The organism is Pseudoalteromonas sp. Z1A8 (genome assembly GCF_011378855.1).
Lineage (GTDB): Bacteria > Pseudomonadota > Gammaproteobacteria > Enterobacterales > Alteromonadaceae > Pseudoalteromonas.
Genome location: NZ_WTLB01000028.1, coordinates 1 through 21460 on the forward strand (window position 1 = coordinate 1; position 21460 = coordinate 21460).

The window sequence follows — 21460 nt, forward strand, 5'->3', positions numbered from 1 at the left end:
ATGTGACGGTTTTTTTGCTATCTGGAATTTATTAAATAGCCAAGAGCGCATACCGAACTCAGTAGTGAAACAAAACAGCTCGAAGGCGAGCCCGCCTCGACACAAAGATAGTGTAGCATTTGCTATGGGGCTCTCAACCGCTGTGGGCACTACGACATTACCAGGCTTCAAATTGTAGAAATCCGTTACAGCAATGTGACGGGTTTTTTACTGTCTGGGATTTAATAAATAGCCAAGAGCGCATACCGAACTCAGTAGTGAAACAAAACAGCTCGAAGGCGAGCCCCGCGGAAGGCCGCCCCGACACAAAGATAGTGTAGCATTTCACTGTGGCTCTCTACCGCTGTGGGCACTACGACATCCTACTGCGTAGCGCACCGACCTCAAATTGTAGAAAGCCCGAATTTAACGATTCGGGCTTTTTTACGTCTGCAGAAAAGTGAAAGTTGCACAATTAATACACACCACATCAACACCCACCACGTAGGTCGGGCGAGCAACGCGACTCCCGACGCTTAAAAACACAATAAAATCCCTCAATATCTCAGTCGGCCAATAAAGTAGCATTTGCTACGTGACTTTCTACCGCTGTGGGCACTATGAGATCAGCAGGCTTCAAATTGTAGAAAGCCCGAATCTAACGATTCGGGCTTTTTTATGTCTGCAGAAAAGTGAAATGCGTACAATTAATGCACACTAAACAAACGCCCACCACGTAGGTTGAGCGAGCAACGCGACTCCCGACGTTAAAAACACCTAAGAATCCTATAAACTAAATCGATAATTAACAATATATTTTAAAGTCTCTATTTCTAAATTTTATATAATAATACTGATAACAAATATAATTTTGCTTTGTTACTGGGTTTGATTTAGGATCAAATCAGTTTAAAACCAAGAACTAATAGCCTGTGTATAGATTATTAATTAGCGCCATATCCATTTTATTTTGTTTTTCTGCGTCGGCAGTTGAAGTAACTGATCTATATCAAGATATTTTAAAAGTGGATGATAAAACACGAGACACTCGATTAGCAGCGAGCCGTAAAGCTTTACTCAATGTTTTAGTGAAAGTAAGCGGTGATGAAACTGCGGATCAAAACAAACTAGCGCAGCAACGCACTAAAGATATTTCTGATTATATGCTTAAGTTTGAATATGACGAGAGAGCAAATGGACAATTGAAACTCGTTGTTAAATTTGAAGCTCGAAAGATCAATGCGTTAATCAAAGAGTTAAACTTACCTTTATGGGGAGTACAACGCCCATTAGTCGCAATATGGTTAGGTATTGAAGACAATTGGCGCAGAGAATTAGTAACACAAGAAAGTTACCCGCAGTTAGAACAGCTCATTTATGACAAAGCTGGACGCCGAGGTTTACCTGTCGTTGTGCCATTACTTGATTTACAAGATAGACGTTTAGTAGGTATTCCTGAGGTATGGGGTAACTTTTCAGAACCAGTAGAAGAGGCCTCTAGACGCTACAGTGCTGAGCGAAGTATTACAGCAAGAATGTATAAAGAAGCAGATAGCGAAAATTGGATTTTAGATTGGCGTTTTACTAATGATGATCAATTTGATTCAAATAGATTAACGGGCGATAAGCAGCAAATAGTGAGCCAAATGATCGATACCCTAGCACGAGGCCTTGCAAGCGAGTACGCTATTGATCCAAATGCTTATTATGAACAAGCCGCGGCCACGCTAACATTAAAAGGCACGCAAAGTTTTGTTGATATTGAATTAGCAAAGCAAAGATTATTGAACTTAAGCGTTGTTACGCAAGTTAAAATTGTTCGTAAAACACCAGAATTTGTAGAATTTAAACTAAACCACACTGGTAATCTAAGCGATCTTAAAAAAGGCTTAGGGCTCGACTCCTCATTTAAAGATTATGAGGATCCACGCGCTTTTTATCATGTTGTCGATAAAAATAGCCTAGAGTATCAATGGGTAACGCCATAATGATAATGTCTGAGCCGATGCAAATGGCATTACCGGTTACCTTACCGGATGACGAAACATTTGCATCGTACTTTGGTGGGGAAGATTCGTTAGAGGTTAACCATTTAAAAGATAGCTTTTCGAAGTTAGCTAAAAAGTTTCAGTATACTTATTTATGTGGGTTAGGTGATTCGGGTAAGTCTCACCTTTTGTATGCAACCTGCATTAAAGCTCAAGAGCGTGGCTTATCTAATATGCTGCTGTCTATGCGCGAAGTAGTTGATTTTGGACCTATGGTATTAGACGGCTTGGAAGCGCTTGATGTTCTATGTATCGATGATGTGCATTTAGTTGCAGGAAATGATGCATGGGAAAAAGCACTATTTAACTTTTTTAACCGATTTAACGAACCCGGTAAAATGTTAGTAGTAACTGCCGATTTACTTCCAAGTATGCTTAATATTACGCTGCCCGACTTAGAATCCCGTTTAACGTGGGGTACAACTTTTCAAATTCGCTCTATGAGTGATGACGATAAAGCCCAAGCACTAGTTAAGCGCGCTCATATGCGTGGCCTTGAATTAAGTGATGAGTGTGCACGCTTTTTATTAACGCGTTTAAGCCGTGATATGCGTGCTTTATTAGATGTACTCGACAAATTAGATCATGCATCGATGGCCGCACAACGAAAATTAACTATTCCTTTTATAAAATCAACGTTAAAGCTGTAGTAGGTCTAGAATCTAGACCCTGCTTTCAGTTATCATAAGCTATTATCAGAGCGTGTTTACCTTTCCTGATTGGAATTTGTTTTACTGAAGAGTGTTTTAATCACGTTGCAAAGTTTGTACCATAGTATTTGTATACAAAACTAGAGCAACAAAAAAATAAGCCACCCACAGTAAAGCACTTCAGGCAGCATGTATTTGGTCTTTATTTAGCGTTATAGCATGATGATGTAGGAAACTACATCGCAGTGCTTAGCCTTGTTTAATAACCAATAACACTGTTGTAAAGCAATCTTGAAAGGCCAACACGCTCTTAAGCAATCACCTTCTGTGAAAGATCAGGTATCGAATGAACTTAGAAAACATATTAGCGCAAGCACTTGAGGCGGTAGCCAGTGCCAGTGAAATAGCGCAGTTAGAAGATATCAGGGTTAATTACCTTGGTAAAAAAGGCGAAATCACTAGCTTACTTAAAACGTTAGGTAAAATAGCACCTGAAGAACGTAAAGAAGCAGGCCAAGTTATAAACCAAGCTAAACAAGATGTACAAGCTGCTATTAACGAAAAGCGTGAGTTGCTAGCAAGTAAAGCACTTGAAGAAAAACTAGCTGCTGAAACTATAGATGTAACTCTACCAGGGCGTGTTATGCCTACTGGCGGTTTACACCCAGTTACGCGCACTATTGAGCGCATAGAAAGCTTTTTTGGTGAGTTAGGATTTGAAGTTAAATCAGGTCCAGAAATCGAAGATGATTTCCATAACTTCGATGCGCTAAATATTCCTGAGCATCATCCTGCTCGTGCTGACCACGATACCTTTTATTTCAATCCTAAATTAGTACTTCGTACACAAACAAGTGGCGTGCAAATTCGTACTATGGAAACTGAGCAGCCACCACTGCGTATTATTTCACCTGGTCGTGTATACCGTAACGACTACGATCAAACACATACACCTATGTTCCATCAGGTTGAAGGTTTGATGGTTGATACCGATGTTAGCTTTACTGAGCTTAAAGGTATTTTGCATGATTTTTTACGTAACTTCTTTGAAGAAGATATGGAAATTCGTTTTCGTCCTTCATTCTTCCCATTTACAGAACCTTCAGCTGAAGTAGATGTTATGGGTAAAGACGGTAAGTGGTTAGAAGTACTAGGCTGCGGCATGGTACATCCAAACGTACTTAAGTCTGTGGGTATTGACCCAGAAAAATACACCGGCTTTGCTTTTGGTATGGGTGTAGAGCGCTTAACTATGTTGCGCTATGGCGTAAACGATTTACGTGCATTTTTCGAAAATGACTTAAAATTCCTAAACCAGTTCCGTTAAGAGTGAAATAATAAAATGAAATTTAGTGAAAAGTGGTTAAGAGAGTGGGTTAATCCTGCTATTGATACGCAAGCTCTTTCGGAACAGCTTTCAATGGCTGGTCTAGAAGTTGATGGCGTTGAGCCTGCTGCTGCCAAATTTAATGGCGTAGTTGTTGGTGAAGTTGTTGAATGTGGACAACACCCTGATGCAGATAAACTGCGTGTTACCAAAATTAACGTAGGTGGCGATGAGCTACTTGATATCGTGTGTGGTGCACCAAATTGTCGTTTAGGTATTAAAGTTGCTGTTGCAACTGTGGGCGCTGTACTGCCTGGTGACTTTAAAATTAAAAAAGCCAAACTACGCGGCCAACCTTCAAACGGAATGCTATGTGCTTTTGTTGAGCTAGGTATTAGCGAAGAAGGCGACGGCATTATGGAATTGCCAAGCGATGCACCAGTAGGCACTGATTTACGTGATTACCTAGGTCTTGATGATAGTATTATAGATGTTGATTTAACGCCAAACCGTGGTGACTGTTTAGGTATTAAAGGCCTTGCACGTGAAGTAGGTGTTTTAAACAGCATTGACGTAAATGTATTAGATATCCCTACGGTTACTCCAACAATTGATGACAAAGTATCAATTGAGCTAGTTAATGAAAATGCATGTCCTCGTTACCTTGGTCGTGTGATAAAAGGCATTAATCTTGATGCAGAAACACCGCTTTGGATGGTTGAAAAGCTACGTCGTAGTGGCGTACGTTCAATCGACCCAGTAGTTGATGTTACAAACTATGTATTACTTGAACTTGGTCATCCAATGCACGCGTTTGATTTAAATGCGATTGAAGGTGGTATTAAAGTACGTAGTGCAGCCGCAGGTGAAGAGCTTGTTTTATTAGACGGTAACACCGCTAAATTGAACGAGACAACACTTGTGATAGCCGATCATAACAAAGCGCTAGCAATAGCAGGTGTTTTTGGTGGTGAGCAATCAGGCGTTACAGATAAAACATCTGACATATTACTTGAAAGCGCGTTCTTTAATCCTGTTGCAATCGCAGGGCAAGCACGTAGTTACGGTTTACACACTGATGCTTCACACCGTTATGAACGCGGTGTTGATTTTGCTTTGCAACATGATGCAATGGAACGTGCAACAGCACTTCTACTTGAGATTGTAGGTGGTCAAGCAGGCCCAGTAGTTGAAGCTGTCGCAGCTGACAAACTTCCAAAAGTGACTGAAGTACGTCTTCGTCGTGCACGTTTAGACCGTGTTATTGGTCATCATATTGAAGATGCTAAAGTAACTGATATTCTTACGCGTTTAGGTCTTGATGTTAAAGTAGAAAATGAAAGCTGGAGTGCGGACGTACCAAGCTACCGTTTTGATATTCGCATCGAAGAAGATTTAATTGAAGAAGTAGCACGTGTTTACGGTTACAACAGCATTCCTAACGTTGCACCAACTGCAAAACTTAAAATGACCACGCATAACGAAGCAACTATTGCGCTTAGCAAGTTCCGCAATACGCTCGTTACTCGTGGTTACCAAGAAGCTATTACATACAGTTTTGTAGACCCTAAAGCACAAGCTATTTTACACCCAGAGTGTAAAGCTATGGTATTGCCGCACCCTATTTCAATTGAAATGTCTGCAATGCGCGTAAGTTTAATGCCGGGTTTATTAGCGTCTTTGGCGTATAACCAAAATCGTCAACAGCCTCGTATTCGTTTATTCGAACATGGGCTTAAGTTTATAAGCGACGAAAGTGCAGAAAACGGTGTTTACCAAGTACCGGTTATTGGTGGTGTTATTACGGGTCTTGTAAATGGTGAGCATTGGGTTGAAGAAAAACGTAACGTTGATTTTTACGACCTAAAGGGCGATGTTGAAGCTTTACTTGCTATTACCAATGACGTAACTCGTTTTGAAATTAAAGCGGAGCAGTCAGATGGACTTCACCCTGGTCAGTCAGCAGTAATATATGTTGATGGCAAAAAGGTTGGTTTTTTTGGTGCTTTACATCCTCAAGCTCAAAAGTCGTTAGATATCAACAACGCAACTTTTGTTTTTGAAATTGAAATGTCAGCAATAGAAAAAAGAAATTTACCGCAAGCAGAAGGGGTGTCTAAATTCCCTTCAAATCGCCGCGACATCGCGATTTTAGTGGCAGACAGCGTTAAATCTGGTGACATTTTAAGCGTGATCGAAAAAGTTGGCGGAAATCAATTGGTTGACCTAAACTTATTCGATGTGTATAAGGGCAAAGGTATTGAGCCAAATTATAAGAGTTTGGCGATTGCTCTAACACTGCAAGCGGTTGATAGAACACTCGAAGAGAAAGATATCAATCTAGTAGTTGATAACGTGGTGGCCGAATTGGCCGAACAGTTTAATGCATCGTTGAGGGACTAGATATGGCGCTTACTAAAGCCGACATAGCTGAACACCTATTTGAAAAGCTCGGGATCAATAAAAAAGATGCCAAAGATTTAGTTGAAGCGTTTTTTGAAGAAATCCGCTCAGCGCTAGAAAAAGGCGAGCAGGTTAAGCTCTCTGGATTTGGTAACTTTGATCTTCGAGACAAAAAAGAAAGACCAGGCCGCAACCCGAAAACAGGCGAAGATATTCCTATTTCGGCACGTCGCGTGGTGACTTTTCGACCAGGTCAAAAGCTTAAAACCCGCGTAGAAGTGGGCACAAGCAAAGCAAAATAAAAAAAGGCAGCGTAAGCTGCCTTTTTATTTGCCTGAATAACCTAGTTATTAAATTATACCAACCTGCATAAATCTTGATCAATTTAACGGATTAAATTGCACTATAACGTCGTTAAAAATTTTTTATTTACGACTGCATGGATGCAGGAGGTAGAGCAATGCAGGGAGCAATTGCCGAGAACAACTAGATACAAAAATTTTTGCCTAGTTCTAGCGTAATTTCCTTAACGTTAAATAGAACCCATACATAAGCAGATTGGTATTAGGTTATTTTTGCGATTATAAATTAAAATTCTCGAGGCGATACAAAATCACCTGCCATTATTTGCTGAAATGTTTGCTCTGCAAGTACATCTAGGCCGTCTAAGCTTTTACCATTTGTTATTAATTGCTGCTCAATTTCAAACCCATCAATATTTTCAATTCCCGACATTTGCGCTACTTTAGAAAATATATAAGCGTGCTTAAATTTATCATGTTTATAAAAAAGACTAATAAGTGATGTATACACTTCAGGGTTAGGTACGTTATCTTTTTTATTAAGCTCTAAAGTTTTATAAAGCAAATCTATGGTTTTTTCATCATCAAATTTAATATAGTAAGATGCTAGAAAAAACTGCATTTCGGCACTTTGCGTTACACTTTTGTCATTTTCTATAGCCAATAATTTAGTCAGTGCGCTCTGGTTATTATTTCGTGACCATTGGTAGTAGAGCAAACCGGGATGGTTTGTATTTTGGGTATCTTGATATAACCGAGTCATTTCTTTAATGCTCGTTAATTGACCGTCAATACGTGACGTTTTTTTAGCTTTTAACTTAATATGCTCTATTTTAGCAGCCACAGTTATACATTGGTTATAAGATTCAAAGTTCTTGAGTAATTGGTATTTATTTTCATCAGTAGGGTCTTTGTATTCTATGTAACGTTTAATAATTACATCAGCGCGTTCATCCTTGCAGTGACTGTCTTTGTTTAAGTCGCTACAAAAGCCAGGTGTTTCTTTACACACTTTTGCGAGTGTCAACGGTTCTTCACACCCTGTCAACGTAAGCAAACCCAATAGTACACTTGCTTTTTTAAGCATCCCTTAACCCCAAATGAATATTTACTTTGTTATTCTAACGCAATCATTTAACGCCTAACAGTAGAGAATAACTTCAGATTAAATTAGAATAGCCCTGCCGAAGTGCATTACTCTCAAAATATAGTGCATTTTTAAAGGCTATCCGTTCAAAATGATAAACTTAGGTAAATAAAATGACCTCATCTCACGAGTTAGAATACACAAATAGTTGGCAAGAGCGCCAAGATTACGCAGAAAGCATGCAACCAATCATTGGTAAGCTTTACCGTAATCGTGGTATTGAAATCGCTGTATATGGCCGTCCTCTCGTAAATGCCAGTACTATCGATATTATCAAATCTCACAAAACTGTTGCTCAGTTTGAAGGCACTAAATTACGTTTACGCGAAAGCTTCCCATTTTTAGAAGCTATCAGCAAAATGGAATTAAACTCTGCACGTATTGATATTGGTAAACTTGCATATAGCTATTTGTTTACAGAAGCAGCTAAAGGCCGCTCAGTAGAAGAATTTGTAAAAGATGAACTTGCAGAAATAGCTGACTTACCAGCGAAAGAACCACGCGATGTTGTATTGTATGGTTTTGGTCGTATTGGTCGTTTACTAGCGCGTTTATTAATTGAAAAATCAGGACCATATGCAGATTTACGTTTGCGCGCTATTGTTGTGCGTGGCGGTAAAGATGGCGACCTAGAAAAGCGTGCAAGCTTATTACGTCGTGATTCAATCCACGGTCCGTTCAATGGTTCAATCACTATTGATAAAGAGCGTAATGCAATTAAAGCTAACGGTAGCTACATTCAAGTTATTTACGCCAACTCTCCTAGCGAAATTGATTACACTCAATACGGTATCGACAATGCATTAATTGTTGATAACACCGGCATTTGGAAAGACGAAGCGGGCCTTGGCCAGCATCTAGAGTGTAAAGGCGCTGCAAAAGTATTATTAACAGCTCCTGCAAAAGGTAATATCAAAAACATCGTATATGGTGTTAACAACAAAGATATTTTACCTGAAGATAAAATTGTTTGTGCAGCAAGCTGTACAACTAATGCAATTACACCAACGCTTAAAGCATTAAACGATAAGTTTGGTATTAATAATGGTCATGTTGAAACTGTACACTCGTACACGAACGATCAAAACCTTATTGATAACTACCACAAAGCAGAGCGTCGTGGCCGTGCCGCAGCACTTAACATGGTAATTACTGAAACAGGTGCTGCGAAAGCGGTTTCAAAAGCATTACCAGAGCTTGAAGGCAAATTAACAGGTAACGCAATCCGCGTACCTACACCTAATGTGTCGCTAGCTATTTTGAACCTTAATTTAGCAACAAGCACATCGGTTGAAGAGCTAAACGCATTTTTACGCGATACTGCACTTCATTCAGACTTACGTGACCAAATTGATTACACCGCATCAACGGAAATTGTATCTACCGATTTAGTAGGTAGCCGTTACGCAGGTGTTGTTGATTCACAAGCAACGATTGTTGAAGATAACCGTATTGTTTTATATGTATGGTACGACAATGAGTTTGGTTACAGCTGCCAAGTAGTTCGTTGTATGCGCGATATGGCCGAAGTGTCATTCCCAAGCTTACCTCGCTAATTTATTTGCAGTGACTTAAAAGCCAGCATGTTGCTGGCTTTTTTGGTCGTGTATTATTTTTAAAGCGTATGCCTTGTGATAGGCTTTAATTAAGAAAATGTACATTCGTTTTACTATTTACAAAATAATGTCAGGTCTGTGAATTAATAAGCAGATAAACTTATTCAACCTAAAGGTTTTTTCATGAAAATCAGCAGCAATTTCGACAGTGGTAATATCAAAGTTATTGAAGCCACCGATCCTTTAAATATTCAATTAGAAATTAATAAAGATCACCAGTCTGAATTTTATCAGTGGTTTCACTTTCGTCTTGAAACAACACCTTACCAATTGCATAAGTTAAATATTAATGAGCTTGATAAATCAGCTTACCCAGATGGTTGGGAAGGGTATCAAGCCGTTGCATCATATGACCGTCAAACATGGTTTCGTGTACCATCAAGCTATGAAAATGGTACATTAAGCTTTGAAATTGAACCAGAGTGCGGCAGCGTGTATTTTGCTTACTTTGCACCATACAGCTACGACCGCCATTTAGATTTATTGTCTTGGGCACAAAGCCAAGGGGCTTGCCAATTAATCACGCTTGGTGAAACACTAGATGGCCGCGATATGAGTGTGCTTAAAATTGGTGAGCCAAGTGAAGATAAGAAAAACATCTGGATCACAGCACGTCAACATCCAGGTGAAACAATGGCGCAGTGGTATGTAGAAGGGCTATTGCACAAATTACTTGATGACGAAGACCCACATGCAGCTGCATTATTGTCAAAAGCAGTATTTTACGTTGTACCAAATATGAACCCTGACGGCAGCGCACGCGGACATCTGCGTACTAACGCTAAAGGCGTTAACTTAAACCGTGAATGGCAGACACCAAGCATGGAAAATAGCCCTGAAGTTTACTTAGTACTTAATAAAATGCGTGAAGCTGGCCTAGATATGCACCTTGATATACACGGCGATGAAGCTATCCCGTATAACTTTGTTGCAGGCAGTGAAGGTATTCCAAGTTACGATGCACGTCTTAAAGGCCTAGAAGATAGCTTTAAAGCAGCGCTTTTAACTATTACTCCAGAGTTTCAAGATGAACATGGCTATCCAAAAGATGAGCCAGGCCAAGCTAACCTTACAGTAGGCTCATCAGCTACAGCTGAAGAATTTAAAGCATTAACGTACACAATTGAAATGCCATTTAAAGATAACAACGATTTACCAGATCCAGACTATGGCTGGTCGGACCGTCGTTCATATCAGTTTGGTCAAGATACATTAGCGGCTATTGTTAATGTTGTTGATAATTTAAGATAAAACGTTTATTTGAAGGGTATCAATAGTTTTGATGCCCTTTTTACTTTTAGTAAAACCCCTTTTACAAAAAATAATAATCATATAGCAACTTCATTCCAAAACGTTTTTAACGTTTCTTCGCCGCGTATCATCACCGTATCATCACCGTATCGGTACAAATCAATCTACTTTCCTTTAAATACTGCTGATGTAGTGCCTTGCGATAGCTACGTAATTAGATATTTTGAAAATTAAGTGTTAACAAAGTTGGGGTACTTAAGTTAAGATTAATTAAATAATGAGTCGGGACGGGAAAGGTAAAACCTTATTTCGTGAAACTTATGTTGCGTAGTAGCTAAAGCAGAGTCTCGTAATTAAAAATAATAAATATAACTATAGAGGATATCCATGGAAGCTTTTGTAAGCGCTGTTAATGATGTTGTTTGGAGTAATGCACTCATCTATTTATGCCTAGGCGCAGGCTTGTTTTATTCAGTGTTAACTCGATTTGCTCAAGTTAGACATTTTAAAGAAATGTGTAAGCTATTATTTAGTCCTAACACGTCTGATAAAGGTATCTCATCTTTTCAAGCCCTTGCTGTATCGTTATCTGGACGAGTAGGTGTTGGTAATATCGCAGGTGTTGCAGCAGCTATCGGTTTTGGTGGGCCAGGTGCTATTTTTTGGATGTGGGTTGTTGCTTTTCTAGGAGCAAGTACCGCATACGCTGAATCTACTTTAGGGCAAATTTATAAAACAGAAGAAAACGGGCAATATCGTGGTGGTCCAGCATATTATTTTGACCGTTGTTTAGGGCAAAAATGGCTAGCTGTTTTATTTGCTGTTTCGGCAATTATTGCCTGTGGTGTTTTTCTGCCCGGCGTACAAGCAAATGCGGTAGGTAATGCGTTTACCCAAGTGTTTGGCGATGGCAATATGGTCACTACTAGCTTTGGTGACGTAGGTAGCTTTAAGTTAGTTGCACTAGCAATTATACTTATTGTTTTAGCATTTATTATTTTTGGCGGTATAAAGCGTATTGCTAACTTTACGCAAATTGTAGTGCCATTTATGGCGCTTGGTTACATAGTATTGGCACTAATCGTTGTATTTATAAACTTAGATAAAGTGGGCGATATATTTTATTTAATTATTAGTGATGCATTTACTGCGCAGGCCGGTTTTGGTGCTGCTATTGGTTGGGGCGTCAAACGTGGTATATATTCTAATGAAGCAGGCCAAGGTACTGGGCCTCATGCAGCAGCCGCTGCAGAAGTAGACCATCCTGCTCAACAGGGATTAGTACAAGCCTTTTCTGTTTATGTTGATACTATTTTTGTGTGTACAGCAACAGCGTTGATGATTTTAATAACGCAGCAATACAATGTTGTGGGTGAGTTACCAGCAGGACAGTTTATTGTACAAAATGTTGATGCAGCCACTGAAGTAGGCTCAGCAGCCTTTACTCAAATGGCTTTATTTAGTGTATTTGGCAGTTTTGGACAAGCATTTGTAGGTATTGCATTATTCTTCTTTGCCTTTACTACAATACTTGCTTATTACTTTATTGCAGAAACTAACATTGCATACTTGAATCGTTATTTTAAAGGCAGTATCCCGCTTGTTATCGTGAAATTTGTGATTATGTTTATGGTTGCATACGGCATGGTCAACAATTCAGGCTATATTTGGACTATTGGTGATATTGGCGTTGGCTTAATGGCTTGGATTAACATACTAGGTATTTTAGCTATTTTCTTCGTAGCTAAGCCTGCTTTATTATGTTTAAGTGATTATGAAGAACAGAAGAAAAAGGGCGGAAAAGTCACATTTGACCCAGTTAAATTAGGTATTAAAAATGCTACTTTTTGGGAAAAACGCCTAGCAAAACAGTCAAAAGACGCTGAGTAGTTAAACTTAGTGAGTAACTTGGATGTTTATCGTTTCTAAATCACTTATTGGTTTAAATTCAAAAAAGACAACGAGAAATAAAACAAGTACAATAAAGGCGCCGAAAGGCGCTTTTTTTATGCGTAGTATGGAGAGAAGTATGGCGATTATTCGTTGCCCAAAATGTGCAAAATCAATTTCAGATAAACATAAACAATGTCCGCATTGCGAAAGTAACATTGCAGAGCTAAACGACGAGCAAGTTTTACAGCTTCAACGCGAACAGCGAATTAAAAAAAAGCAGATGTTTCTAAATCACTCCTTTTTGGCGCTTATCTTATTTTTAGGTGGTTTTTTCTGTTTGTACTTTTTACAACCGCAAGAAGAAACGCTTCAGTGGTATGCTTATACTGCCGCAATTGGCGTAGGTTGTATTTGGTATATTATAAACCGTATTATTTTAGTGACTCTAAAAAAGAAAAAATGACATGAATATCGACAATCTTGTACAAAATATTACTCCCGAATTATTCGAACGCTTGCAATACGGTGCTTCTACTGGCAAATGGCCAGATGGCACCGTTTTATCAGATGAGCAAAAGCAACAAACAGTGCAGTTGGTTATGTTGTATCAAGCAAAGGTGGCTCAATCTAATGAGCAATTTACGATTGGTGCTAATGGTGAAATGATCCAAAAGACAAAAGCTCAACTACAAAAAGAATTCAAATCAGACAACGAAATAGCTAGGTTTAGTGAACATGATCTTTAAGCACCTTTTTACACCGAAGTGGAAACACCCTAAGCAACAAGTACGTCTTGATGCTATCGAAAAATTAGACATTGAACGTGATGCAACCATATTAAACACGTTAGCACTTGAAGATAGCTCAGCTGAAATACGCCGCAAAGCACTACAAAAAGTAAACGATTTACCTCTTTGGTGGAAAGCGTATAAACAAGATCAGGCATTAAAAGATATAGCAGAGCTGCAAATATCAAATGCTGTTTTAAATAGCGAAAGTGCACTAACACCGCAAATTAAAAATGAATACATTGAGCGCTTTGCGCCAGTAAAAACACTTGAAAAGTTAGCGTTTGCAGAAAAAGAGCTGCAAGTACGCGTTAAATTATTAAAACGTTTAGCAAATCCAAAACTAGTAGAAAAAGCATTTAAAGAAGGTAGCGAAGAGCTACAAACTCAATTAGTTGAACTTGTTATTACTCATCAATTAGTTAAGCCATTAGTAAAACATGCGAAGAGTGGAGCAAAATCAGCACTTGAAACGCATATTGAAAATGAACGTCTAGCAATAGAAAAGCCACTTGAAGTAGAGGGTGCAACACGTATTATTTTAGCGAAGTTAAATGCTTTGCGTGAAAAAACAGACTTTGGTGTTGTTAATCCACAAGCAGGCGAGCTAATGGCTCAATGGCAAGCACTTGAGCTTAAATGGTTAAGTGATGAGCGCGTTAAGCTGCTTGATGAAAAATATACTTCGATTACCACTAAGTTAAATGCACATATTGAGCAGTTAAAAGCAGTACACGACAAAGAGCAGCAACAATTAGCACAACAGCAACGCCAATTGCTAGCCCTTGCAACGCTTGAAGCGTTAAGCGAAGAAATTGAAAATGCCTTACAACTTGGTCTTGAAACGCCAGAGCAAATTCAACAAGATTGGCTTGATGCAAAAGTAGCGCAAGCTAAGCACGCTATTAGCGAAACAGAGCTTGCTAATAACACGCAATCAAAACTTGCTGTAAGTAAGTTAGAAAAGTTATTTACTCAAGTTGCTAAGCTACCTGAGCTAACCGCTGCCATTAAAGAGTACAAGCTCGCTTTTACAGCATTGTGTGAAATTAAACCAGCAGAAGACTTAACGCAGTACGATGCTACTTTAACTGAGTTTAATAATGGCTTTAAAGCAGCGCGTAATCATTTAAATATTTTAGATGGTGCACTGCAAAGTTCGTTTAAAGCACAGCTAAACGCGCATAAAAAGCAATTTTTAGCACCAATGAATGAACTCGTTAAGCCGCTTGAAAAAAACCAAAGCCAAGCAAAACGTAAAGCACGTGATGTTAAACGCCTAATTGAAGAAGGCCGTTTTAACGTTGCTTTTGGCGTATTTAAAGGGTTTGAAGAATTATTTAATACCCTTACTGAAAAATACCAGCAGTCGCTTGTAAATATAAAAGCAGAGCTTGAAGCGCAACTTGCAGACGCTAAAGATTGGCAAAAATACGCTGCTGCACCAAAGCGTGAAGCTTTATTAGAAGAAGTAAGCGCATTAGTAAGTGAAGAGTGTACTGACCCACAACAACGTGCTGAGCAGGTAAAAGCGCTACGTAAACGTTGGAATGAGCTAGGTCGTTTAGATACAGACGAAGAGAAGCAACAAGGTATTCAGTTTGATGAAAAAATCGAGCTGTTATTTGCACCTTGTCGTAGTTACTTCGCAGAGCAAGAAGTACAACGCGAAGCATCTAAAGCACAACGCGAAAGTATTATTAGCGACATGCATGCACTTCATTTACAGCCTACTGCTGAGGATGATTTTGATTGGAAGCAATATGAAAGCCAATATAATCGTTTGAACAAAGCGTGGCGCAGTGTAGGTAAAGTTGATCCTAAAACATACCGTACATTAAACGATCGTTATAAAAATGAGCAACAGCAAGTACTGGCTTTATTAAACGCATTTCATAAAAGTAATGCTGCACTTAAAAATGAGTTAGTAGAAAAAGCAGAGCAGCTGTCACAAAGTGACGATTTAGCCGCTGCGTGCCAAGAGTTGAAGCAAATGCAGCAGCAATGGCAAACCATTGGTTTTGCAGGTTTAAAAGCTGAAAATGCGTTATGGCAAAAGTTTCGTCAGTTTAACGATGAAACATTTACTAAGCGTAGTAGTGAGTTTGAACAGCAAAAACTTGAGCAAAACGAGTCGGATAAACAAGCCGTTGCAGAACTTGCTGAGCTTGAAGCAGCACTTAGTGATGTAAATCAAAGAGCACAGCTACACGACCTAGAAACAAAAGTGAAAGGGTATGCACAGTTTAGATCGTTAGTGCCAAAAGTGACTAAGCTACTAGCGGCCATTGAAGATAAACTTGCATTGCTTACAAGCAAATCAGAGCAAGCTAATTTAGATGCACTAATTACAGCACTTGAGAACAATGAAGCGTTACCAAGTCAGTACCAAGCACCGCTTAAAACAACATTAAATACTGAACAGCTTATTACGCGCATGGAAATACTAGCGAACGTAAGCTCAACTGATAAGTCACTTAGAATGGCAGAACAAGTAGCCATGCTAGATGACAAGCATCGTGGCGAACATGCTGATTTAAACTATTATTTAAAACAGTTACTAGCGCTCAGTGGCGGTTCAGTTGAACCTGACACACTAATGCGACTTAAAGCGATACTTGCAGCTTAATACACTAGGGCGTGTTGACCTTTCGTGGTTGAATTTGCAGCAGACTGTTTGGTATTTAGGCAAGGCAGAGTCTATGTAGTGTGGTTATTCCCCATAAATAGGCAATAACGCAGCATAAATGCCAAACATGCGCTGCCCTTTGGGTTCTTTCTAGGGTCGATTAACTCTTTGTTGCTCGGTTTTGACTTAGCCCGCTAGGTTACAAACCTCACGCCGCGATTAAATCGACCCTAGATTGAACAAATTTCAATCCACAAAGGTCAACACGTCCTAGAACCAGTTTAATATATACTGGTTAGTATTTTAATAAGCCGCTTTAATAGCGGCTTTTTTATAAGCATCATTACTTCATTATAAATAAAAGGGTTCTCATGAGAATTTTAGTTATTATTGCAGCGTTATTTTTAACTGCCTGTAATACCACGCAAGGCATATCAGTATATTCATTTACTAACTCTGAGGTTGAGTCTGTACTTAGTAAACAATTACCAAAGTTAAGTGAGAAAGTAAGCTTAATGGGTTTGCCAGTTCAGTTTGATGTAAACGACTTAAGTGTGAATATTGGACCCGATAACCGCGATGTTGTTGTGCTTGGCGCAGATTCAAGCGCTGAAATTAATGCATTTGCACTAAAGTATCCAGTGCGTTTAAAGCTGCAAATTGAAGGTAGCCCATTTTACGACAGTGAGAAAAAAGCAGTATTTTTACGTAATATTAAATTACTTGATTCGAGTGTAGATGCCGGTGGTTTTAAAGGTAATTTAGGCGCACTTGATAGCCAAGCAATGGAAGTGATTAATGCTTTTTTAGCGGTTAACCCTGTTTATACTCTAAATATGGATGACCCTAAAATAATGCTACTTAGTAAACTTCCACTCGATATGAAAATAAGCGAAGGTGCAATTAAGCTAGTACCTCGTCTATAAGTAGATCGACCTACTTACAATATACGTATTAATTAGCCTGACTTTCAGGCTAATTAGGTTTTAATATTATGGCGGCTCCTCGTACTGTTCCCACTTCTCGACTTTCTCGCTTTGCTAAATTAGGCTCACTAGCAACCGGTGTTGCAACCAATATGTTAGTTGATGGTGCTAAGAGCGCATTAACAGGTAAAGGTTGGGATAACAAAAGTTTATTACTACAATCTAAAAACATTGAAAAGCTCGCCACACAGTTATCACATTTACGTGGTGCAGCAATGAAGCTTGGGCAATTACTCTCAATGGATGCCGGAGACTTACTCAGTCCTGAATTAGCTCAATTACTTGCTTTACTGCGCTCAGACGCGAATCCAATGCCTCATAAGCAGCTTGTAGAAGTGTTAAAAGAGCAATGGGGAGATGATTGGCTAGCGCGTTTTTCTCATATTGAATTAAGACCTTTTGCAGCCGCTTCTATTGGGCAAGTTCATTTAGCTTATAAAGAAAATGGCGATCAGCTTGCTGTTAAAATTCAATACCCTGGTATTGCAAAAAGTGTAGTAAGTGATGTCGACAATGTTATTTCGTTATTAACGCTTTCTCGATTATTACCAAAAGATCTTAATATTAAACCGCTTATTAGTGAAGCCAAAGCGCAGTTATTGGCCGAAGCTGATTATACGAGAGAAGCGCAATATTTAATACGTTATAAAAATGCACTAGTAACTAACCCCCATTTTAAAGTGCCTAACGTATATCCAGAGCACAGCACGCAGCAAGTACTTACCATGGAATATATAAAAGCAGAGCCGATTGAGAGTATTACAGAGCTACCTAATAACCAGAAAAGCTTTGTTGCAGCACAGCTAATTGATTTGTTTTTTAAAGAGATGTTTGATTTTAAACTCATTCAAACCGACCCTAACTTTGCCAACTTTCATTATCAGCTTGATACACAAAAAATTGTTTTATTTGATTTTGGTGCAACGCGAGAAATATCATCTGAGCTCAGCCACGCTTATTTGGCCTTATTTAAAGCGGGCAGTGAAAACAACCGAGAAGGCGTGCTTAGAGCGGCTTTACACATTGGTTATTTTAAAAATGACTTGGTTGATGAGTATAAAAATAACGTTATCGATTTATTTTTAATGGCATGCGAGCCACTAAGAGCAAATGACGAGTTTGATTTTAAAAACAGCGAACTAGCGCTCAAAATTAAAAATGCAGGGCTTGCCCTTAGTGCGCAATCTCAGCAATGGCATACACCGCCCGTTGATGCGCTATTTATTCACCGAAAACTTGCAGGACTTTACTTAATAGCCGCAAGGCTAGGTGCAAAAATAGATGTAAAAACGCTATTTCAGCACTATTTATAGCGTTTTAATTTACACGTAAGTGCATTTTAAGTAATGAGTGCACTTAGTTTAAAAAATTGCCATAATGCTCGCGATATTTCGCGAGGTGTATTTATGATAAAACAATTTTTAAACGATCCTAAGTTATTGCTCAATGCAGTAGGTGAGGGCATATATGGTTTTGACCTATCGGGTAATGCTGTGTTTGTTAATCCTGCCGCTGAGCGCATGACTGGTTGGCGAGCAGAGGATTTATTAGGTAAAAAAATACATCAATATCATCACCATACTCATGCAGATGGTACGCCTTATCCTGCGGATGAATGCCAAATATATTGCACCATGTTTGACGGAAAACGTCGTGAAGTTAAAAATGAAATTTTTTGGCGTAAAGACGGCAGTTCGTTTGCAGTAGAGTACACTTCAACACCGGTTTATCGAAATGATCAATTAATTGGTGCAGTAGCAGTATTTCGCGATATATCACAGCAGCAACACACACAAAATGCACTGCAAGAGGCACTTGAGCAAGTAAAGCATTTAAGTGAGCAGCTAAAAGATGAAAACAACTACTTAATTGCAGAGCTTAACGAAGATTGGCAAGACTCAGGGCTAGTTGGACAAAGCCATATTTTTCAAACCATGTTAGATCAAATAAAGCTGGTAAGTGAAACCGACAGTACAGTGCTTATACTTGGCGAAAATGGCACAGGTAAAGAGCTAGTAGCCCGTAACTTGTATCGGTTAAGTAAACGCAGCGAGCAAGCTTTTATTAAAGTAAATTGCGCAGCATTTACACCGAGTTTACTAGAGTCAGAATTATTTGGTCACGAAAAAGGTGCGTTTACAGGTGCAAATGAGCGTCGTAAAGGGCGTTTTGAACTTGCCGATAAAGGCACCTTGTTTTTAGATGAGATAGCAGAGCTGCCGCTTGAGGCGCAAAGTAAATTACTCAGAGTACTGCAAGAGCAAGAATTTGAACGTGTTGGTGGCAGTAATACGCTAAAAGTAAATATTAGAGTCATTGCCGCGACTAATCGCGATTTATGGGAAATGGTACAAAAGGGCACGTTTAGAATTGATTTGTATTATCGACTTAATGTATTTCCTATAAAAGTACCTGCTTTAAAAGATCGAAAAGAAGATATTCCTTATTTATGCGCTAATTTAATTACACAATTAAATAAACGACTGGGCAAACACTTAAAAGGGCTAAGTAAAAAAGCAATTACACAACTGCAAGCCTATGATTGGCCGGGCAACATTAGAGAGCTGCAAAATGTGCTTGAACGCGAAGCTATTTTATCTAATCAGGCTGTACTACAGCTAAGCCAACCTTTACAAGCAGGTGGTAAAGTAGTTATTAACCCTTCGCTTACGCTCGATGAAGCACAAAAGCAGCATATAACCTCTGTTCTCGCATTATCGCACTGGCAAATATCGGGTGATAAAGGAGCGGCCGTTAAACTGGGTTTGCCTGAGAGTACACTGCGCTCAAAAATGCGAAAACTGGGTATAAATAAAGATTAGCGAGAATTCGCGATATAACGCGTAATTCGCTTTATATCGCGATTGTTGTTTTTTGTTTATTTTAATAAGTATATAAATATCAATGAAGTAACTTAAGTTTCAGTTTGGTCTGAAAGTTGCAATAGTTTGCTTAACACCGTCATAATAAAGCAAGTACTATGAAGTTTGATATTAAAGAAGAAGACATGATCATTAAGCCCTATAACACTGAAGGGCCAATTTATATCCGCGAGCAAAAAGGTTTTTTTCAGCGCATACGCCGTAATTTAGGCTGGTTGTTAATGCTAACTTTTATTGCAATACCGTGGATCCAATACAACGGACAACAAGCTGTGCTGCTTGATGTGGCAACGCAAACCTTTACTATTTTCGGTCTAACACTCCTTCCTCAAGATTTTATGATTTTAGCGCTGCTGTTTATGGTGGGCGCCTTTGCGTTGTTTTTTGTAACTAACTGGCTTGGTCGGGTTTGGTGTGGTTATACATGCCCTCAAACAATATGGATGCTCATGTTTTCGTGGGTGGAGCAACGCATAGAAGGCACACGAAATCAGCGAATTAAATTAGATAAATCACAGTGGACGCTAAGCACTTGGCGCAAAAAAATAACTAAACACAGCGCATGGATTGTTATTTCTATTTTAACTGCGACCTCGTTTATGGCGTATTTTATTCCGGCTAAAAGTTTGTATATGGAGATGATCACGTTTGAATGGTCAGGTATTACAAGTTTTTGGGTGTTTTTATTCGCTTTTTGTACTTATGGAAATGCAGGGTTTTTACGCGAAAAAATGTGCACTATTGCATGCCCATATTCTCGTTTTCAGGCTGTTATGTTTGATAAAGATACGTTACTTGTTACTTATGACAGTAAGCGAGGTGAAAGCCGTGGTCCGCGTAAACGTAAAGCCGATCCAAAAGAGCTTAACCTAGGTGACTGCGTAGACTGTAACTTGTGTGTAGACGTATGCCCTGCAGGTATAGATATTCGAAATGGAATGCAATATGAATGTATAAACTGTGGTTTATGTATTGACGCTTGCGACGATACCATGGATAAATTTGGTTACGAAAAAGGCTTAATTAAATACGCGAGTGAAAAACAAATGGAAGGGGGGAAAACCAATCCATTTAGGTTAAAACTAGTAGGATATGGCGCATTAACGGCTTTGTTAATAATATCGATGTTTGCATGGATGCTGCAACGTACCCCTATAGAAGCCTCGGTACTACGCGACAGAAATGCGCTCTACAGAGTGAACTACGAAGGCCTTGTAGAAAACCCTTACACACTTACTATTATTAATAAAACCCAACAAGCACTGCATTACAGCATCGCTATAGAGGGTTTACCTGGTGCAATACTCTCAAGCCCACGCTCTACACTTGTTCAACCGGGTGTTATGAAAAGCGTACCAGTGACCGTAACAGCCGATGGTTACGATATTGAGCGTAAAGTGAGTAAGCTACAGTTTATTGTAACGGCGCAAGAAGACGCCAGTATTACTATAACCAAAGACAGTCAGTTTTATAAAAACTAAGATTGATAAAGCTTCATAAAAATACAAAAAATGCCCAAATAGATATTCTCCTTGGGCATTTTTTATGTGCGGTTTTTA

Annotated in this window: 16 protein-coding genes; 15 read left to right on the forward strand and 1 reads right to left on the reverse strand. The window is 39.0% G+C overall.

Annotated features, from left to right (window positions below; genetic code table 11):
• Positions 1 to 911: 911 nt before the first annotated feature.
• The 5 genes from GQR55_RS12040 (at position 912) to ihfA (ending at position 6709) form a co-directional block, all read left to right on the forward strand.
• A complete protein-coding gene (locus GQR55_RS12040; protein WP_166420797.1) occupies positions 912 to 1967 on the forward strand; it encodes a DUF2066 domain-containing protein in 1056 nt (351 codons plus the stop codon).
• On the forward strand, positions 1967 to 2677 hold the full coding sequence (gene hda / locus GQR55_RS12045; protein ID WP_197181207.1) for a DnaA regulatory inactivator Hda: 711 nt from the start codon (positions 1967 to 1969) through the stop codon (positions 2675 to 2677). The genes GQR55_RS12040 and hda overlap by 1 nt, the downstream gene beginning before the upstream one ends.
• A 346-nt stretch (positions 2678 to 3023) precedes the next feature.
• Positions 3024 to 4004, forward strand: coding sequence for a phenylalanine--tRNA ligase subunit alpha (gene pheS / locus GQR55_RS12050; protein WP_002960692.1), 981 nt, complete (start codon positions 3024 to 3026; stop codon positions 4002 to 4004).
• A gap of 15 nt (positions 4005 to 4019) precedes the next feature.
• Positions 4020 to 6407 carry a phenylalanine--tRNA ligase subunit beta gene (gene pheT, locus GQR55_RS12055; protein WP_166420798.1) on the forward strand — a complete coding sequence of 796 codons (2388 nt, stop codon included), beginning with the start codon at positions 4020 to 4022 and terminating at the stop codon, positions 6405 to 6407.
• 2 nt (positions 6408 to 6409) lie between these two features.
• Complete coding sequence (gene ihfA, locus GQR55_RS12060; RefSeq protein ID WP_002960690.1) at positions 6410 to 6709, forward strand: integration host factor subunit alpha; 300 nt, start codon at positions 6410 to 6412, stop codon at positions 6707 to 6709.
• Between the two features lie 286 nt (positions 6710 to 6995).
• Here the strand turns inward: ihfA and GQR55_RS12065 are convergent, their stop codons facing one another.
• Positions 6996 to 7796, reverse strand: coding sequence for a DUF2989 domain-containing protein (locus GQR55_RS12065; protein ID WP_166420799.1), 801 nt, complete (start codon positions 7794 to 7796; stop codon positions 6996 to 6998).
• A gap of 173 nt (positions 7797 to 7969) precedes the next feature.
• Here GQR55_RS12065 and GQR55_RS12070 point away from each other — a divergent pair, with 173 nt between their 5' ends.
• The 10 genes from GQR55_RS12070 (at position 7970) to ccoG (ending at position 21382) form a co-directional block, all read left to right on the forward strand.
• Positions 7970 to 9412, forward strand: a complete 1443-nt coding sequence (locus GQR55_RS12070) for a glyceraldehyde-3-phosphate dehydrogenase (protein ID WP_024605016.1) — start codon at positions 7970 to 7972, stop codon at positions 9410 to 9412.
• A gap of 183 nt (positions 9413 to 9595) precedes the next feature.
• The gene (locus GQR55_RS12075) at positions 9596 to 10723 is read left to right on the forward strand and encodes a M14-type cytosolic carboxypeptidase (protein ID WP_010554015.1); all 1128 of its coding nucleotides are present in this window, start codon (positions 9596 to 9598) and stop codon (positions 10721 to 10723) included.
• A 387-nt stretch (positions 10724 to 11110) separates the two neighbouring features.
• Entirely contained in the window at positions 11111 to 12613 is a 1503-nt protein-coding gene (locus tag GQR55_RS12080) for an alanine/glycine:cation symporter family protein (RefSeq protein ID WP_166420800.1), read from the forward strand.
• A gap of 139 nt (positions 12614 to 12752) precedes the next feature.
• Positions 12753 to 13079, forward strand: coding sequence for a hypothetical protein (locus tag GQR55_RS12085; protein ID WP_024593065.1), 327 nt, complete (start codon positions 12753 to 12755; stop codon positions 13077 to 13079).
• A gap of 1 nt (position 13080) precedes the next feature.
• Positions 13081 to 13362: a DUF1315 family protein gene (locus GQR55_RS12090; RefSeq protein ID WP_007378333.1), complete on the forward strand. Its 282-nt coding sequence runs from the start codon at positions 13081 to 13083 to the stop codon at positions 13360 to 13362.
• Positions 13352 to 16033: a DUF349 domain-containing protein gene (locus tag GQR55_RS12095; protein ID WP_166420801.1), complete on the forward strand. Its 2682-nt coding sequence runs from the start codon at positions 13352 to 13354 to the stop codon at positions 16031 to 16033. The genes GQR55_RS12090 and GQR55_RS12095 overlap by 11 nt, the downstream gene beginning before the upstream one ends.
• Before the next feature lie 371 nt (positions 16034 to 16404).
• On the forward strand, positions 16405 to 16959 hold the full coding sequence (locus GQR55_RS12100) for a DUF1439 domain-containing protein (protein WP_166420802.1): 555 nt from the start codon (positions 16405 to 16407) through the stop codon (positions 16957 to 16959).
• Positions 16960 to 17027: 68 nt separating this feature from the next.
• Positions 17028 to 18332 (forward strand): AarF/ABC1/UbiB kinase family protein, encoded by a 1305-nt coding sequence (locus tag GQR55_RS12105; RefSeq protein ID WP_166420803.1) that lies wholly within the window; start codon positions 17028 to 17030, stop codon positions 18330 to 18332.
• 93 nt (positions 18333 to 18425) lie between these two features.
• Entirely contained in the window at positions 18426 to 19841 is a 1416-nt protein-coding gene (locus GQR55_RS12110) for a sigma 54-interacting transcriptional regulator (RefSeq protein WP_166420804.1), read from the forward strand.
• 158 nt (positions 19842 to 19999) lie between these two features.
• Positions 20000 to 21382, forward strand: a complete 1383-nt coding sequence (gene ccoG / locus GQR55_RS12115; RefSeq protein WP_166420805.1) for a cytochrome c oxidase accessory protein CcoG — start codon at positions 20000 to 20002, stop codon at positions 21380 to 21382.
• Positions 21383 to 21460 lie beyond the last annotated feature (78 nt).